This is a genomic window from Pacificispira spongiicola, assembly GCF_012926505.1.
Taxonomy (GTDB): Bacteria; Pseudomonadota; Alphaproteobacteria; order UBA8366; family Aestuariispiraceae; genus Pacificispira; species Pacificispira spongiicola.
Genome location: NZ_JABBNT010000002.1, coordinates 168417 through 184696, shown reverse-complemented (window position 1 = coordinate 184696; position 16280 = coordinate 168417). Strand labels below are relative to the sequence as shown.

Below are 16280 nucleotides of genomic sequence, written 5' to 3'. Positions count from 1 at the left end.
AAGGACCACCCAGTGCAGAGACTGAAAACAGCCATCGTCGCAACCGCTTCCCTGTTGTTCTGCATGGGCGTCGTTCAACCGGCCATGGCCGCCGGTGGGGCGGGGGTACCGCATCTGAACGGCGCGTCGATGGGTCTGTTATGGGCGATTCCTTTCGTCGGCATGTTGTTGTCTATCGCGATCATGCCGCTGGTTGCGCCGCAGTTCTGGCACTACAATTTCGGCAAGGTTTCCGCTGTCTGGGCATTGTTGTTCCTGGTGCCGTTCACCGTCGTCTACGGTCATGAACTGGCACTGTATGAACTGCTGCATGTGCTGTTCCTGGAATATCTGCCCTTCATCATCCTGCTTTTGTCGCTGTTCACCGTGGCGGGCGGGGTTCGGGTGACCGGCTATCTGGCCGGGACGCCCGCGGTCAATACGGCGATCCTATTGATCGGGACCATCGTGGCGAGCTGGATGGGGACGACCGGCGCGGCAATGCTGTTGATCCGCCCGCTGATCCGCGCGAACGAGCAGCGCCGTCATAAGACTCATACGGTCGTATTCTTCATCTTTCTGGTGGCGAATATCGGCGGCTCCCTGACGCCGCTGGGCGATCCGCCGCTGTTCCTGGGCTTCCTGAAGGGGGTGTCCTTCTTCTGGCCGACGACGGAAATGCTGCTGCCGATGGCCTTCGTGTCCGGCATCCTGCTGGTCGGCTATTTCCTGACCGATACCGTCCTTTACGGGCGGGAACGTAAGGAAGGGCTGGAACTGACGCTCGCGGAAGGCGAAACCTATAAGCCGTTGGGGATCGAAGGCGGCTTCAACATTCTATTGCTGGGCGGCGTCGTCGGCGCGGTGCTGTTGTCCGGTATCTGGAAGCCCGGCATTTCCGTCGATGTCTACCATGTGCCGGTCGATATTCAGAACGTCACGCGCGATGTCCTTCTGTTGGCGATCGCGGTGATTTCCTGGCGGATGACGCCGTTGGAAAGCCGCCGGGCGAACGGATTCACCTGGGGCCCGATCGTGGAAGTCGGTAAGCTGTTCGCCGGGATTTTCGTCACCATCATTCCGGCAATCGCGATTCTGAAGGCCGGGACATCCGGGGCGCTGGAACCCATCGTGTCCCTCGTCAGCCACAATGGCGAACCGGTCCACGCGATGTATTTCTGGGCGACGGGCGCGCTTTCCAGCTTCCTGGACAATGCGCCGACGTATCTGGTGTTTTTCAACACTGCGGGCGGGGATGCGGAACATCTGATGGGGCCGATGGCGACGACGCTGCTGGCGATATCCGCCGGGGCCGTCTTCATGGGGGCGAATACCTATATCGGGAACGCGCCGAACTTCATGGTTCGCGCGATCGCCGAGGAAAACAACGTCCCGATGCCCAGCTTCTTCGGTTATATGGTCTGGTCTTGCGGAATCCTGTTGCCGCTCTTCGCCATCGTGACGGTGGTGTTCTTCGTGTAGACCGCCGTAAGGATGCTACCCGTCGGCGCGTCAGTGCGACATTAGTACCGGTACCGACGTATGTCCTATGACGTAGCGGCTGGCTGACCCGAACAGCTTGTCCAACAGGGATGTGTGGCCATAGGCCCCCATGACGATCAGGTCGGCATGGATCGTTTCTGCGGTATCCAGGATTTCCTCCCCGGCATGGCCGGAAATGGAATGGATGATGTGGTCCGCGTTCACGCCATGACGCTTCAGATATTCGACGACCGGTTCGGCGGCGGCCGCGGCTTCGCGGTCCTTCTTGGATTTCGGCAGCGCGCCGCAGGTGAATAGCTTCACCGCGTCGGCTTGCTGCAGGAAGGGCAGAGCGTCGCGCATGGCGCGGATCGCTTCCTTGGAATAGGTCCAGGCGACCAGAACCGTCCCGATTTTCTTCAGCCCGATTTCCGTCATGCCCTTGGGCAGGATCAGGACCGGTCCACCGGCACCCATGACCAGTTTTTCCGGTAGTTGATACATCAACCGGTCTTCGAAACTGTCGAAGCTGACCTGATTGAGGATCGTCAGATCGACGTGGTGAACTTCTTCCAGCAGATGGTCGAGGTGATCCGCTTCCCCATAGGCCCAGTCGTAAGTGATTCCGGCATCCGCGCAGATATCCTTGACCAGCTTTTCGATTGCTGTGGCCTTCTCGCGGGCTTTCTCGCGAGCCTGTTGCAGGAACACGGCGGACGCGCCGCGTCCTTCCGCACCCGGCGGCAGGTGGACCGGCGTCGCAACGTAAAGGGCCACCAGATGCGCCCCCATTTCCTGTGCGAGTTTCGCCGCGGCTTTCAGCCGGGTTTCGCAATCGGGGTCGGGAGCCAAATGCACCAGAAGCGTGCTTATCGCCATTGCGTAATCCTCGATCCAGTCGACTTTTTCGGGTTTGCGCAGGCTATCGCCCCGGCTACGGCAATGCAATCGTCGAACGGCGACAATAGGTTGACGGCTTTAAACGCCGTTTTGCCGATAGCGCCTTTTTCGCAATTGCTTTCCGGGGGGATCGTGCCACTCTGCGGCCGGTTTCTTGTCGGAGCGTTTTAACCATGTCGTCTGTTCCCGCCGAGGACCCGTCGGTGGACGACAATTTCCGGTCCGCCAGACGGGCGCCGCTGCGCACATTGCTTCCCTATCTATGGCCGAAGGGAATGCCCATTATCCGCGCCCGGGTGATCGGGGCGCTGGTCTGTATCGTCTTGGCGAAACTGAGCACCGTTTCGATTCCCTTATTCTATCGCGACGCGGTGGACGCGCTCAGCGGGAAGGCGGCAAGCGAGGGCAGTTTCCTGCCGACCGCCATGGGAATCGCGGGTATTCCGGTCGCCCTGCTGGTCGGATACGGCTTGGTCCGGTTGTTGTCCGTCGTGTTTCAGCAGATGCGGGAAGCCTTTTTCGCCCGCGTCGCGCAGCACGCGATCCGAACGGTCGCGTTACAGACCTTCCGCCATCTGCATGCCTTGAGCCTGCGGTATCACCTAGAGCGGCAGACCGGCGGCTTGAACCGGTTGATCGAACGCGGCGTGAAGGGGATCGACTTTCTTCTGTCCTTCACACTTTTCAATATCCTGCCGACCCTGTTCGAAATCGTCATGGTCTGCGGGATTCTGTGGGGGCTGTTCGATTACACTTTCGCGTTGGTGACACTGGCCACGATCATCGCTTATATCGCCTTCACCCTGACGGCGACGGAATGGCGTCTGAAATTCCGGCGCAATATGAACGAAAGCGACAGCCGCGCGAATACCAGGGCAATCGACAGCCTTATCAACTACGAAACCGTCAAATATTTCGGCAACGAGGGGCATGAGGAACGGCGCTATGACTGGGCGCTGCGCCGGTATGAGGATGCGTCCGTAAAATCCGTGACCAGCCTGTCCATGGTGAATATCGGTCAGGGCGGGATCATCGCGGCAGGGCTGGTCGCCTTGATGGTCCTGGCGGCGGACGGGGTCCAGGCGGGCCGGATGACCATCGGCGATTTCGTCCTGGTGAATACCTATCTGATCCAGCTCTACATGCCGCTGAACTTTCTGGGCTTCGTCTATCGGCAGATTCGACAAGCCCTGACGGATATGGAGGATATGTTCACCCTCCTGAACATCCCGCAGGAAATCACCGACCGTCCCGGCGCGGTGCGTCTTGAAGCGCCGGAAGGGCGGCTGACCTTCGATCACGTCTTCTTCGGCTACGATACGCGCAGGCCGATCCTGAAAGACGTCTCCTTTACCGTCGAACCGGGGCGGATGCTGGCCATCGTCGGGCCGTCCGGGGCCGGAAAATCCACAATCAGCCGCCTGTTGTTCCGATTCTATGACCCGCAGGACGGCGCGGTGCGGATCGATGGGCACGACCTGCGCGACCTGACGCAGAAAAGCGTGCGCGCGGCGATCGGGATCGTGCCGCAGGATACGGTCCTGTTCAACGATACGATCGAATACAACATCGCCTATGGCCGACCGGACGCATCGACGGAAGAAATACGGCGGGCGGCGGAAATGGCGCGTATCCATGATTTCATCACGGCCCTGCCGGACGGATACGACACCGTCGTCGGCGAACGGGGACTGAAACTGTCCGGCGGGGAAAAGCAACGGGTCGCCATTGCCCGCGCGATCTTGAAGGCCCCGCGGATCATGCTGTTCGACGAAGCGACGTCGGCGCTGGACACGGCGACGGAACGCGAAATTCAGGCCTCCCTGAAAGAGGTCAGCACGGGCCGCACGACCTTGGTGATCGCTCACCGCCTTTCCACCGTGGTGGATGCCGACGAGATTATCGTCATGCGCGACGGGAGCATCGTCGAACGCGGCACGCACAAATCGCTGCTGGCGGAAGAGGGATTGTATCTCGAAATGTGGCGGCGTCAGCAGCAGGGCGACGACACCGACCCGCCGGTGTAACGGCAGCGAGGGCTTGCCATCCCCGGTTTGGCGGTATATACGCCGCGCCACGACACACACGGAGCTTTCCGGGATGCGGCCGTCATATGGCACGTTCCGTCCGGTGCCGGGAGATACCCGGCTTCACCAAGGGCTTCGTGGAGGATTAACCGGAGAAGAAAAGGAGCCATTTTATGGCCGTTCCGACATTTACCATGCGTCAGCTGCTCGAAGCGGGCGTTCATTTCGGTCACACCACCCGCCGCTGGAACCCGAAGATGAAGCCGTTCATCTTTGGCGAGCGCAACGGCATTCACATCATCGACCTGGAACAGACCGTTCCGATGCTGACCCGCGCGCTGGAAGAAATTTCCCGCGTCGGCGCCGCCGGCGGCCGTATCCTGTTCGTCGGCACGAAGCGTCAGGCCCAGTCGATCATCGCCGAATATGCGCTGAAATGCGGCCAGTACTACGTCAACCACCGCTGGCTCGGCGGCATGCTGACCAACTGGAAGACCATCGCGAATTCGATCAAGCGTCTGAAGACGCTGGAAGCCCAGTTCGAAGACGAAGCCAACCTGCAGGGCCTGACCAAGCGCGAGCGCCTGGGTCTGGAGCGCGAACGCGAGAAGCTGGACCGCGCCCTGGGCGGCATCAAGGACATGTCCAACCTGCCGGACCTGATCGTCATTATCGACACCAACAAGGAAGCGAACGCGATCAAGGAAGCCAACAACCTGAACATTCCGGTTGTCGCTATCCTCGATTCCAACTCCGATCCGGCGGGCGTGACCTTCCCGATTCCGGGCAACGACGACGCCATGCGCGCGATCAGCCTGTATTGCGACCTGGTTTCCGGTGCGGTTCTGGGCGGCCTGCAGGAATCGATGGGCCGTGCGGGCATCGATATCGGCGAATCCGCCGAACCGGCCATGGAGCCGGCCCTGGAAGAGGCTCCGGCCGAAGAAGCTGCTCCGGCAGCGGAAGCCGCTTCTGAAGAAGCCCCGGCGGAGGAAGCTCCGGCCGAAGAAACCCAGGCCAACGCCTGATTGGAATAAGGGGGCGGCGCATCGGTTCGCCACTGTCGTCCATTTGTCATGGACTCGTGGCACATACCCGACCGAGCTTAAGCCCGCCCCCGATTTCCCGCGCACCGGGACCCAGATGGTTGGGGACGGTCGCGGCGTTTCTGAATTCGAACCGATTTTCATTCGCGGTGCGGGCCAACGGGCGGCATTGCGATAACAGATAGACGAGAGGAGCCGTTCCATGAGCCAGATTTCGGCGAGCATGGTTAAGGATCTGCGCGAACAAACCGGCGCGGGCATGATGGACTGCAAAAAGGCACTGGCCGAAACCGCCGGCGATATGGAAGCCGCGGTTGACTGGCTGCGCACGAAGGGCCTCGCGGCTGCGGCCAAGAAGGCCGGTCGTGTCGCTTCCGACGGTCTGGTCGCGGTCGTGACCGAGGGCACGAAGGGCGCGGTTGTCGAAATCAATGCGGAAACCGACTTCGTTGCGCGCAACGAAACCTTCCAGGGCTTCGTCGGCGAAGTGGCGAAAATCGCGCTGGCGAATGACGGCGACGCCGCCAAGACGCTGGCCGCGGGCTATCCGGAAACGGGCCGCACGGTCGAAGAACAGCTGACCCACAACATCGCGACGATCGGCGAGAATATGAGCTTCCGCCGCTCCATCGCGCTGTCCGTCACGGACGGTGTGGTCGCCGGCTATGTCCACAGCGCCACGGCGCCGGGCCTGGGCAAGATCGGTGTGCTGGTCGCGCTGGAATCGACCGGTGACAAGGCGAAACTGGAAGCCCTGGGCAAGCAGATTGCGATGCATGTCGCCGCCGCCCGTCCGGAAGCACTGACGGTCGATGACGTCGATGCCTCCAACCTGGAACGCGAACGCGTCGTTCTGATCGAACAGGCCCGTGAATCCGGTAAGCCGGACAACATCATCGAAAAGATGGTCGAAGGCCGCATCCGCAAGTACTACGAAGAAGTTGTGCTGCTGGAGCAGGTCTACGTCGTTGACGGCGAAAACAAGGTGAAGAAGGTCGTCGAAAACGCGGCTGCCGATGTCGGCGCCCCGGTTTCCCTGACCGGCTTCGTCCGCTTCGAACTCGGTGAAGGCATCGAGAAGAAGGAAGAGGACTTTGCCGCTGAAGTCGCTGCGGCGATGAAGGGCTAAGACCCGATGGTTTGAAAAGGGCCGTTCCCGACCGGGAGCGGCCCTTTTTCTTTGCCCGGAGGAATCCTTCCCCATGCGATTTCGGGCAACTTTCTGTTTTGCGTGGGGCGCAGACTGGCGGCACAATGCAGCCGCCCCAAAAAAGGAGATGACGATGGCTGCCGACGGAACCGGACTGAAGTACAAACGTGTGCTGTTGAAGATTTCCGGGGAGGCCCTGATGGGTAACCGGGAATTCGGTCTGGACCCGGAAGTCGTCGGTCGCATCGCCGACGAGGTGAAGTCGGTGATGGAACTGGGATGCGAGGTCTGCCTCGTCATCGGCGGCGGCAATATCTTCCGTGGCGTGTCCGGCGCGGCGAAGGGGATGGAACGGACCACTGCCGACTATATGGGCATGTTGGCCACGATCATGAACGCGCTTGCCATGCAGTCGGCCCTGGAAGCGAAGGGCGTCCCGACCCGAGTGCAATCGGCGATCCCGATGGCGACGGTCTGCGAACCCTATATCCGCCGACGCGCCACGCGGCATATGGAGAAGGGCCGCATCGTCATCTTCGCGGCGGGGACGGGGAACCCGTTCTTCACCACGGATACGGCGGCGGCGCTGCGCGCATCGGAAATGGATTGCGATGCGATGCTGAAGGCGACGAAGGTCGACGGCGTCTATACCGCCGATCCGATGAAGGATCCGAATGCGAAACGCTATGACCGTTTGAGCTATCAGCAGGTCCTGACGGACAACCTTCAGGTCATGGACGCGGCGGCGATCACCCTGTCCCGGGACCGCGGCATTCCGATCCTGGTCTTTTCGCTTTACGATCCGGGTGCTTTTGCGGAAGTGGTGCAGGGGCGCGGCAAGTTTACGATCGTCGAAGACTGACGATCGGGTGCGAGTTCGATTGGACCGGGCGGGGCAAAGCGTATACAACTCCATCCGGATCAAATCCGGGTCAACAAGGCCCGCGAAATAAGAAAATTGGGAAAAAACCACGATGTCTGCGAATACCAAGGATCTCAAACGTCGCATGCAGGGCGCGCTCGACGCGCTTGCTACCGAATTTCAGGGGCTGCGCACCGGTCGCGCTTCCGCCGATTTGCTGACCCCGATTCATGTCGACGCCTATGGTGCGTCCATGCCGCTGAACCAGGTTGCGAGCATCGCCGTGCCGGAACCGCGCATGCTGTCCGTCACGGTTTGGGACAATTCGATGGTCAAATCCGTCGAGAAGGCGATTCGCGAATCCGATCTGGGTCTCAACCCCATGACGGAAGGCACGGTGCTGCGCATTCCGCTGCCGGAATTGAACGAGGAACGCCGCGCCGAACTGTCGAAAGTGGCTGGGAAATACGCTGAACAGGCGCGCATCGCCGTGCGGAATATTCGGCGCGACGGCATCGATCACCTGAAAAAGCAGGAAAAGGATGGCGAGATCAATCAGGACGACCTGCATCGCGGTCAGGACGATATCCAGAAACTGACCGACGAATTCGTGTCCAAGATCGACGCGGCGCTTGCCGACAAAGAAAAGGATATCATGCAGGTCTGAGCCACCGGCTCCGCCACTCCGAAATGGGCAAGATGACGGAACATCTGGATATAGCGCCGACGCCCCCGGTCCATGTCGCCATTATCATGGATGGAAACGGTCGTTGGGCGGAACACCGCGGCAAACGCCGCGTTGCCGGCCACCGCGAAGGTGCGGAGGCCGTGCGGCGCACGATTGAGGCCGCCGGCAAGCTGGGCGTGTCCTACCTGACCCTGTTCAGTTTCTCGTCCGAAAACTGGCGGCGGCCGGAAGAGGAAGTCAGTGACCTGATGGGGTTGCTGCGCCGGTACCTGAAGTCCGAGATCGCCGATCTGCACTCCAAGAATGTCCGGTTCCGGGTGATCGGTGAACGCGACCGTCTTGCAGACGATATCCAGCGTTTGGTCGAGGATGCGGAACGTTTGACGGCGGGGAATGACGGCCTGGCACTCACACTCGCCTTGTCGTATGGCGGTCGGGCGGAAATTGTCGAAGCCGCGCGCCGCTTGGCGGAACAGGCGCGCCGTGGCGACGTGAACCCGGCGGATATCGACGAAAGCCTATTTGAAAATAACCTGTGGTCGGCAGGCTTGCCCGACCCCGACCTGTTGATCCGCACCAGTGGGGAAAAACGGATCAGCAACTTCCTGCTATGGCAGTGCGCGTATACTGAATTCGTCTTCACGGATGTCCTGTGGCCGGATTTCGACGAACAGGCGTTTTTGGACGCGGTCGCTGAATATCAGCGCCGCGACCGCCGTTTCGGCGCGACGGTGAGCTACGCGTGACCGGCGGCGCATCAAAAACGTCTCAGCAAACCTTGCCGACGGACCTGAAGGTTCGCGCCGTTTCCGGCGCTGTCATGATTCTGATCGCGGCGGTGGAACTGTATATCGGTGGTTCCTTCTTTACCGCCTTCGTCGCACTGCTGGCCGGTGGGATGGTTTGGGAGGCGTTGAACCTCACGAAGGCCGTCGGTATCTGGCGGCGCGCCATCGCCATCGCGACGTCGGTGCTTTCCCTTCTTATCCTCATGCCCGCGCTGCCGGATTTCGGCGGCGTCGGAGGCGGGGGGCCGGTTTGGCTGTCCCTGTTGTTGATCGGCGCCTGCCTGTTGATCGCGTGGAGCGCGGCCAGTGCGAAGAAGGCCTTTCCCTGGGGAATTGTGGCAACGGCGTCTGTTTGTGGCGGGTGTCTTGTCATCGTGCTGTCCGAACTGCGGTCGGATCTGTACCACGTGCCGCCGTTGATCCTGCTGGTGCCGGCAGTCATCGGGACGGATATCGGCGCCTATTTCACGGGCCGTCGTCTCGGTGGACCGAAGCTCGCGCCCAGGATCAGTCCGAACAAGACATGGTCCGGCGCGATCGGCGGTGTCGTCAGCGCCGTTATCCTGGGCGCGTTGACGGCGTGGCTGTTGCGCAACGAACTCGACGCGCCGGGTCTCTTGCCGCTGTTGCCGGTCCTCGCGGGCCTGTCGATTTGCGCCCAGATCGGCGATCTGGTCGAATCCTGGCTGAAGCGTCGGGCCGGAAAAAAAGACTCCAGCCATCTAATACCGGGGCACGGCGGATTGCTCGACCGGTTCGACGGGTTTCTCGGGGCGTCCCTGATGGGGCTGGGTCCGTGGCTTTTGTTGCAGGAGTTCGGCGTATGACGCGCCGTGTCACGATTCTTGGCGCGACGGGATCGGTCGGCCAAAACACACTCGATCTTATCCGCCGCAACCGGGACGATTTCGACGTAATCGGCCTTACCGCGCATAGAAATGTCGATCTCTTGGCGCGAGCCGCCCGTGAATTCGGTGCGAAGGCCGCCGCTATCGCCGATCCGGCGCTTTACGACAGCTTGAAGGCGTCGCTCTCAGGTACCGATTGTGAAGCGATGGCGGGGCCCGATGCGTTGGAGGAAGTCGCCGCACGCCCGTCGGATTACGTCATGGCGGCCATCGTCGGCGCGGTCGGACTGCGCCCGACGCTGGCGGCGATCCGAACCGGGACAATGGTCGCTTTCGCCAACAAGGAATGCCTCGTCTCCGCCGGTCAGTTGATGGTGGAGGAGATTGCCCGGCACGGCGCGCGGTTCTTGCCGGTCGATTCCGAACACAATGCGATCTTTCAGGTTTTCGAAGACCGGAATCGCGACCGGATAACGCGCCTGATCCTGACGGCATCGGGCGGGCCTTTCCGAACCTGGACGCGCGAGGCCATGACGGCGGCGACACCGGCTCAGGCGGTGGCACATCCGAATTGGAGCATGGGGGCGAAGATATCGGTCGATTCCGCCAGCATGATGAACAAGGGGCTGGAGCTTATCGAGGCTCGGTATCTGTTCGATATGCCGGAAGACATGATTGAAATTGTCGTGCATCCGCAATCGGTTATCCATTCGATGGTGGAATATGCGGACGGCTCCGTTCTGGCGCAGCTCGGCGCGCCGGATATGCGCACGCCGATCGCGAACACGCTGGCTTGGCCGGGGCGGATGGAAAGCCCGTCGGCGCGATTGGACTTTTCGACCTTGTCGCGCCTTGATTTCGAGACGCCCGACGAGGACCGTTTTCCGTCGCTTACATTGGCGCGGGACGCCTTGAAAGCCGGGCCGCACGCGCCACCTGTACTGAACGCGGCGAATGAGGTGGCCGTGGCGGCGTTCCTGGCCGGAAAGATTTCTTTCGGCGCGATTGCCGGACTTGTCGAAGAGACTTTGTCCGCCGTCGCGCCGCGGCGTATCGAAACATTGGACGACGTTTTCGACATTGATGCGGAAGCACGGGCGCGCGCCGGAGAGCGTATCGTTCTGGCGGCCGAGTAAAGACGGGTAGGGACTATGGACGGTATTGTCGGCGGTATCGGGTATTTCAACGCGGTGCTGGTGTTCTGCATCCTCGTCTATGTGCATGAGATGGGGCATTACCTTGTCGCGCGGCTCTGCGGCGTGCGGATCGAAGTTTTTTCCATCGGGTTCGGGCGGGAATTGTTCGGTTGGACCGACGGTCATGGAACCCGTTGGAAATTCAGCATTGTTCCGCTCGGCGGCTATGTTCGGATGTTCGGCGAACACAGCATGGAGGATGTCCAGGGCGATACCGGTCGGGCGGTGACGGAAGAAGAGCAGAAGGTTTCTTTCGACCACAAGAGCCTCGCTCAGCGGGCTGCGATCGTCTTTGCCGGTCCCGCGGCCAACTTCATCTTCGCCATTTTCGTGATGGCGCTGTTGTTCGGAAATGCCGGCCTACGGGAACCCCAAGATATCGCGGATTATGGTATCGGCGCGATTGTCGAATCCAGTCCGGCCGATGAGGCGGGCTTGCAGGAAGGCGATAAAATCCTGTCCGTGGACGGTCGCGAGATCGGTGACTGGGATGGATTCGTCGAAAGCATCCGTGGGAGCGACGGTCGGGAATTGATCGTCAAGATTTCGCGCGACGGCCAGACGGCGACGAAATACCTGACCCCGCGTTTCAATGAAGAGATACAAGCCTTTGCAATCGGGGTGCACCGTCCCTTCCAGGTCGTGACCTTCGGCCCGATCGATTCGCTGGTGATGGCGACGGAACGGACTTGGGACTACAGCATTCTGACATTGACCTCGATCGGGGAGATTTTTACCGGCAGCCGAAGCCTCGACGACATGGGCGGTCCGGTGAAAATCGTCGACATGTCGAATCAGGTGGCACAACGCGGCGCGCTCGACCTCATCGTATTCGTTGCGGTGCTGTCGATCAATCTGGGGCTGCTTAATCTTCTGCCGGTGCCGATGCTCGACGGCGGGCATTTGCTGTTCTATGCGATCGAGGCGGTGCGCCGGAAGCCGCTTGGTGAAAAGGCGCAGGAATACCTGCTTCGCGGTGGTCTCGCCGTTCTGCTCCTGGTCATGGTGATTGTGATGCAAAACGATATCGTGCAATTGCTCAAAGAACACGGCGTGATTTGATTCCCTTCGGCGAATCCGAAACTTAGGAATTTGATTCTTGGAGTATTTTCAGGTTTAATCTCATTCCGTGATACGGTAACAATGAGCCGGTTTTCCGACTATCGGGGGACCGGCTCGAATGATGATTCAAGCCTCTTGGCTCACCGTCGAGTCGTGGAGGTGTTTGTTTCTGTGCTGAGGAATCATATCGGTGACGATGTGCGTGGGTGAGGGAATGGCAGCCGGTTTCGGTCGGTGGATCAAAATGATGACCGCGACGGGCGCCGTTTGTGCGGCCGTGTTCGCGTCCGATGTGGCGATGGGGCAAACGGTTCCATTGGTTGCGCCGCAGCCGCAAGGCGGGACGCAGGCGGTGCCGTCAACGCCGCAAGTTCAGCCGGGCTCCCCGACAATTCGCGCGATCACCGTTACCGGCGCGCAACGCATCGAACGTGAAACGGTGCTGTCATACATTGGTGTCCGTGAGGGCGACGCGATCGACGCGCGCGGCGTGAACGAGGCGTTGAAGACCTTGTTCGCGACCGGCCTGTTCGCGGATGTCGCCATGGAGATGGCGAACGGCGAATTGCAGATTCGCGTGGTTGAAAACCCGATCATCAACCGTATCGCTTTCGAAGGAAACGACCGGTTGGACGACGATGTCCTTGCCGCGGAAACGCAACTGCGTCCGCGCGTCGTCTACACTCGGACCCGTGTGCAGAGCGACGTTCAGCGTATTCTTGAATTGTATCGCCGTCGGGGCCGTTTTTCCGCGAAAGTCGAACCGAAGGTCATCCAGCTTGAGCAAAACCGTGTGGATTTGGTCTTCGAGATTTCGGAAGGGTCGCTGACCGGTATCGAGAAGGTAAGCTTTGTCGGCAACGAGTATTTCTCCGACAGTGCCCTGCGCGAAGAACTGGTGACGAAGGAAAGCCGTTGGTACCGGTTCCTTTCGAATTCCGACACCTACGATCCGGACAAGCTCACCTTCGACCGCGAATTACTGCGTCGCTTCTATCTAGCCAACGGGTTCGCGGATTTCCGCGTCGTGTCCGCCGTGGCCGAGTTGACCGAGGAGCAGGATGCGTTTTTCATCACCTTTACGGTGGAAGAGGGCCCGCGTTATCAATTCGGCGAATTCGACTTGGTGTCGAAGATCGACGATATCGATCCGGAGCCGTTGAAGGACGTAATCGATCTTGAAACGGGCGATTGGTATGACGCGGATGCCGTGGACGACACGATCGTCGCGCTGACCAATGCGCTTGGCGAAAAGGGCTTCGCCTTCGTCGATATTGTTCCTATCGTCGATCGAGACAAAGACAATCTCAAGATCAACATCACGTTCCAGATCGAAGAAGCGCCGCGCGTCTACGTCGAAAAGGTGGATATCCGCGGAAACGTTCGGACTTTGGATGAAGTTATCCGCCGCGAATTCCTGCTGGTCGAAGGGGATGCTTTCAACTCGGCCAAATTGCGTCGGTCCCGGCAACGAATAGAAGATCTCGGGTTTTTCGATAATGTCGAGGTTACCAACGTGCCGGGCACGGAGCCTGATTCAACCGTTGTGCAGGTTGATGTTAAGGAAAAGTCGACCGGCGAGCTGTCGGTGGGGGCCGGATTCTCAAGCACCGATGGCGCGTTGGGTACCATTTCGATGCGGGAACGCAATCTGTTGGGGCGAGGTCAAGACCTGAGCCTCTCGACAACAATTTCTCAGCGCACCCAGATGGTCGATTTTTCGTTCACGGAACCTTACTTCCTGGACCGGAATCTGTCGGCGGGGATCGATTTGTTCCATGTTATCCGGGACAATCAGGACGTCGCTTCTTACGACAGCCAGGAAACCGGTGCAGGCGTCCGTTTCGGGTATGAGTTGAATGAAGATTGGCGTCAGCAGGTTCGTTATCGCTTCGCCTTGGAAACAATCGAAAATATCGGCGATTCCGCCAATCGGTTCATCCGTGCGGAAGAGGGGGACGAATATATTTCCTCCGTCGGCCAAACGCTTACCTTTGATCGCCGTAACAGCCGTGTCGACCCGACCGATGGTTATCAAGTATACTTGGCTACCGACATGGCCGGGATTGGTGGTTCGGTGCGGTATCTTCGGACGAAGCTTGGCGGCGCTTGGTATATTCCGTTTACAGATTCCGTACGTCTTGGGACAAAGGCGGAAGTTGGTAGCTTGTTGGGGCTCGGAGACGATATTCGACTTAACGATCGGTTCCTGCTCGGCGGCGATAACCTACGCGGTTTCGAATTCGCTGGCGCCGGTCCTCGTGATAGCGCGAGCGAGGATGCGCTTGGCGGGGAACGCATCGCCACGGGTACCGTCGAATTGCAGTTTCCCATCGGTCTGCCAGATGAATTCGGCGTCAGCGGTGCCCTGTTCTCTGACGTCGGTTATTTGACGGAAGTTGACGATACGGGTTCCACGATTCAGGACGAACCGTCTATGCGTTCCGCTGTCGGCTTCGGTATTCTGTGGTCGTCGCCGTTCGGACCAATTCGTGCGGATTTCTCGCAAGCGATCACCAAGGAGAATTTCGACAAGACGGAATTCTTCCGGTTCAACTTCGGAACGAGGTTCTAATATGACCTCCGGGCTTAAATCCGGTAAATGGCGCCAGTCGATCATTACGATGCGTAATGCGACCGCGGCGGCACTCGCATTGTCGACGGTCTGTTTTGCTGCGCCCCAATCCTTCGCGCAGGATGTCGAGCCGCTGCATGCAGCGGTCGTCGATTCCACGCGAATTCAGGCTGAAGCGCTTGTTTGGAAGGATCTCCGCGTCAAGTTCAAGGCAGAAAACGATCGCATGGTCGAGGAATTGCGGAAGACGCAGAGTGAATTGGAAGAAGAAGGTAGGGCCCTATCCGAACAACAGTCGATTTTGGCACCGGAAGCTTTTGCGGCGAAGCGGGATGAATTCGAAGCGAAGCTGCGTAAGCAAAATCAAGTGATGGGGCAGCGTAAGCAAATTCTAGAATCCGCCTTGAACGAAGCACAGCGCCGTATTTCCGAGCAAATGCAGGAAATCGTCGTCGAGATCGCTGACGAAATGAATTTGAACCTTGTGCTCGATGGCGCTCGCAATAAATCCGCAATTGTTTACGCCAGGGCAGACATTGATATTACGAAAGATATTATCAAACGGCTCGATGAGCGCCTGCAAAAGGTTAATTTTACGCCGATCGTCGAAAAGTAGCGGAGAATAATCGGGTGCCGGACCCAAGATTTTTTTCCAAACATGGCCCATTCACGCTTGGAGAACTCGCGCGTAACGTCGGATGTCAGCTTTCCGACCCGGATGCGTCGGACAGGCTGATTGAAGGCACTGCGGCGATAGAATCGGCCGATGCAGCGAGTGTTTCGTTCCTCGCTAATCGGCGATACGTCAAGAAACTGGCGCAAACTACGGCCGCAGCGGTCATACTCGAAGAGAAGTATGTCGGCATGTTGCCTCTGGGGACCGTCGGAGTCGTATCCCGTAGGCCGTACTATGACTTCGCACTGATTTCGCAGGCGTTTTACCCGGAGCCGACCCCGGAACCCTTGATCCATCCCGCGGCAAGTATTCATGACAGCGCGACGATCGGGGAAAACGTACGGATAGATCCGGGGGCGCGGGTTGCGGAAGGTGCCGTGATCAGCGACGGCGCATGGATTGGTGCGAACGCCGTGATCGATACAGGGGTGACGGTTGGCGCCGGTACCTGGATCGGACCGGCTGCCTATGTCGGGTATGCGGATATCGGCGATCATTGCCGTATTCATTCCGGTGTTCGTATTGGCACACGCGGGTTCGGTTTCGCGATGGACAGGGACGGATATGTCGATATCCCTCAGCTGGGTGCCGTCAAAATCGGACATTTTGTCGAAATCGGGGCCAATAGCTGTGTTGATCGCGGTATGGGGCCGGATACGGTGATCGGGGACGGCTGCAAGATCGACAATTTGGTTCAGATCGGGCACAACGTCGTTCTCGGGAAGGGGTGTGTGATCGCCGGACAGGCTGGAGTCGCGGGAAGTACCATTTTGGGCGATTTTGTTGTGTGCGGAGCGCAAAGCGGCGTTGCCGGTCATTTGACCGTCGGTTCCGGTGCGCAGCTTGCCGCGAGATGTGGTGTAATTCAGAATGTCGAACCTAAGGCGATTATGGGGGGGTTACCCGCAGTCCCGGTTCGGCAGTGGCTGCGGCAGCATGCATTCCTGAAAAAGGCCATGAGCAGGCCGGAAAAAAATTGAAGAACCCTAAAAAATACGAGT

General features: G+C 59.4%; 14 protein-coding genes. 13 read left to right on the top strand and 1 reads right to left on the bottom strand.

Features of this window, described 5'->3' with window-relative positions:
• Nucleotides 1-12: 12 nt before the first annotated feature.
• Nucleotides 13-1461 carry a sodium:proton antiporter gene (locus HH303_RS06105; protein WP_169624352.1) on the top strand — a complete coding sequence of 483 codons (1449 nt, stop codon included), beginning with the start codon at nt 13-15 and terminating at the stop codon, nt 1459-1461.
• Between the two features lie 30 nt (nt 1462-1491).
• Here the strand turns inward: HH303_RS06105 and HH303_RS06100 are convergent, their stop codons facing one another.
• Complete coding sequence (locus HH303_RS06100) at nt 1492-2340, bottom strand: universal stress protein (RefSeq protein WP_169624351.1); 849 nt, start codon at nt 2338-2340, stop codon at nt 1492-1494.
• Nucleotides 2341-2534: 194 nt separating this feature from the next.
• Here HH303_RS06100 and HH303_RS06095 point away from each other — a divergent pair, with 194 nt between their 5' ends.
• The 12 genes from HH303_RS06095 (at nt 2535) to lpxD (ending at nt 16259) form a co-directional block, all read left to right on the top strand.
• Nucleotides 2535-4388: an ABCB family ABC transporter ATP-binding protein/permease gene (locus HH303_RS06095; RefSeq protein ID WP_227421601.1), complete on the top strand. Its 1854-nt coding sequence runs from the start codon at nt 2535-2537 to the stop codon at nt 4386-4388.
• 173 nt (nt 4389-4561) lie between these two features.
• Complete coding sequence (rpsB, locus tag HH303_RS06090) at nt 4562-5416, top strand: 30S ribosomal protein S2 (RefSeq protein ID WP_169624350.1); 855 nt, start codon at nt 4562-4564, stop codon at nt 5414-5416.
• A gap of 220 nt (nt 5417-5636) precedes the next feature.
• Nucleotides 5637-6563, top strand: a complete 927-nt coding sequence (gene tsf / locus HH303_RS06085) for a translation elongation factor Ts (protein ID WP_169624349.1) — start codon at nt 5637-5639, stop codon at nt 6561-6563.
• Nucleotides 6564-6717: 154 nt separating this feature from the next.
• Nucleotides 6718-7446, top strand: a complete 729-nt coding sequence (gene pyrH, locus HH303_RS06080; RefSeq protein WP_169624348.1) for a UMP kinase — start codon at nt 6718-6720, stop codon at nt 7444-7446.
• Between the two features lie 112 nt (nt 7447-7558).
• Nucleotides 7559-8113 carry a ribosome recycling factor gene (frr, locus tag HH303_RS06075; RefSeq protein WP_169624347.1) on the top strand — a complete coding sequence of 185 codons (555 nt, stop codon included), beginning with the start codon at nt 7559-7561 and terminating at the stop codon, nt 8111-8113.
• 32 nt (nt 8114-8145) lie between these two features.
• The gene (locus tag HH303_RS06070; RefSeq protein ID WP_169624346.1) at nt 8146-8880 is read left to right on the top strand and encodes an isoprenyl transferase; all 735 of its coding nucleotides are present in this window, start codon (nt 8146-8148) and stop codon (nt 8878-8880) included.
• Nucleotides 8877-9749, top strand: a complete 873-nt coding sequence (locus HH303_RS06065) for a phosphatidate cytidylyltransferase (RefSeq protein ID WP_169624345.1) — start codon at nt 8877-8879, stop codon at nt 9747-9749. Before HH303_RS06070 ends, HH303_RS06065 begins: the two co-directional genes overlap by 4 nt.
• On the top strand, nt 9746-10906 hold the full coding sequence (locus HH303_RS06060; protein WP_169624344.1) for a 1-deoxy-D-xylulose-5-phosphate reductoisomerase: 1161 nt from the start codon (nt 9746-9748) through the stop codon (nt 10904-10906). Before HH303_RS06065 ends, HH303_RS06060 begins: the two co-directional genes overlap by 4 nt.
• A 15-nt stretch (nt 10907-10921) precedes the next feature.
• Nucleotides 10922-12028: an RIP metalloprotease RseP gene (rseP, locus tag HH303_RS06055; RefSeq protein WP_169624343.1), complete on the top strand. Its 1107-nt coding sequence runs from the start codon at nt 10922-10924 to the stop codon at nt 12026-12028.
• A 244-nt stretch (nt 12029-12272) separates the two neighbouring features.
• Nucleotides 12273-14603, top strand: coding sequence for an outer membrane protein assembly factor BamA (gene bamA, locus HH303_RS06050; protein ID WP_227421600.1), 2331 nt, complete (start codon nt 12273-12275; stop codon nt 14601-14603).
• 1 nt (nt 14604) lies between these two features.
• Nucleotides 14605-15219, top strand: coding sequence for an OmpH family outer membrane protein (locus HH303_RS06045; RefSeq protein WP_169624342.1), 615 nt, complete (start codon nt 14605-14607; stop codon nt 15217-15219).
• Nucleotides 15220-15233: 14 nt separating this feature from the next.
• Nucleotides 15234-16259: a UDP-3-O-(3-hydroxymyristoyl)glucosamine N-acyltransferase gene (gene lpxD / locus HH303_RS06040; RefSeq protein WP_169624341.1), complete on the top strand. Its 1026-nt coding sequence runs from the start codon at nt 15234-15236 to the stop codon at nt 16257-16259.
• Nucleotides 16260-16280: the final 21 nt, after the last annotated feature.